Annotated in this window: 1 protein-coding gene; it reads left to right on the plus strand. The window is 71.2% G+C overall.

What is annotated here, in order from left to right; translation table 11 throughout:
• Positions 1-419: 419 nt before the first annotated feature.
• Complete coding sequence (locus ACFWEP_RS34615) at positions 420-1,448, plus strand: aspartate-semialdehyde dehydrogenase (protein ID WP_387376270.1); 1,029 nt, start codon at positions 420-422, stop codon at positions 1,446-1,448.
• Positions 1,449-1,502 lie beyond the last annotated feature (54 nt).

The following is a 1,502-nucleotide window of genomic DNA, read 5'->3' on the forward strand; positions in this document are numbered from 1 at the left end:
CCCTGAGCCCCGCACCGTCCGGGGCACTTCACCACCCCGTACGCCCGCCTTCTGCGGCCGATGAGGGGACCGGGCGCACCGCCGGACCGTCAAATGCCGCAATCCGGGTCACTGTCGGGCGATATTGAGGTGTACCCGCCCGCCCCGCAATGCGTCCGCCCGCCGCGCGCCCGTCCCGCCGCCGTCCGCCCGTGTGCGGCACGCCCCCTGCGGCCCTCGCCGAAGATGTTCGCTCCCCGGGCCCGCGCGAGCGCAGAACCTGCGGCCCGGGCCGCGCCCGTCCGCAGGCCGGACAATGGATTGGACAAGGTGGGCAGGGACATACGCATCATGGGGCGGCAAAGGGCCGCACCGTACCCGCCCACCAGGGACGACCGGGACAGCCCCCAGGGCCGCACACACGTACAGAGGAGTCTTCCGTGAAGGTCGGAATCGTCGGCGCCACCGGTCAGGTCGGCACAGTCCTGCGCAAGATCCTGGCCGAGCGGAAGTTCCCGGTCACCCAGCTGCGGCTGTTCGCCTCCGCGCGCTCGGCGGGCTCCACCATCGACTTCGAAGGCACCGGGGTCACGGTCGAGGACGCCTCCACCGCCGACTACACGGGCCTGCAGATCGTCATCTTCTCCGCCGGCGGCGCCACCTCCCGGGCACTGGCCGAGAAGGTCGCCTCCCAGGGCGCCGTAGTGATCGACAACTCCTCCGCCTGGCGCATGGACCCCGAGGTCCCGCTGGTCGTCTCCGAGGTCAACCCGAAGGCGGCGCTGAACCGGCCCAAGGGCATCATCGCCAACCCGAACTGCACCACGATGGCCGCCATGCCCGTGCTGCGCCCCCTGCACGACGAGGCGGGCCTGGAGGCCCTCACCGTCGCCACCTACCAGGCGGTCTCCGGCTCCGGTGTCGCCGGTGTGTCCGAACTGCACGGCCAGGCGTCCAAGGTCGTCGCCGACGCGGACAAGCTGACCCACGACGGCGGGGCGGTGGACTTCCCGGAGCCCGGCGTCTACAAGCGCCCGATCGCCTTCAACGTGGTGCCGCTGGCCGGCTCGATCGTGGACGACGGTTCGTACGAGACGGACGAGGAGCAGAAGCTCCGCAACGAGTCCCGCAAGATCCTCTCCATCCCGGAGCTCAAGGTCTCGGGCACCTGCGTGCGCGTGCCGGTCTTCTCCGGCCACTCGCTCCAGATCAACGCCCGGTTCGCCCGGCCGATCAGTGTCGAGCGCGCCGTGGACCTGCTCAAGGACGCCGAGGGCGTCGAGCTCTCCGAGATCCCGACCCCGCTCCAGGCGGCCGGCAAGGACCCCAGTTACGTGGGCCGCATCCGGGTCGACGAGACGGTCGAGCACGGTCTCGCGCTCTTCGTCTCCAATGACAACCTCCGCAAGGGCGCGGCCCTGAACGCGGTGCAGATCGCGGAGCTGGTGGCGGCGGAGCTGAACGGCTGATCCGACGGGAACGGTCGGACACGACCGTGGGGGGCGGCCACCGGTGACCACCGG

Origin of the sequence: Streptomyces sp. NPDC060198 (assembly GCF_042728415.1) — a bacterium.
In the GTDB taxonomy this organism is placed as follows: domain Bacteria; phylum Actinomycetota; class Actinomycetes; order Streptomycetales; family Streptomycetaceae; genus Streptomyces.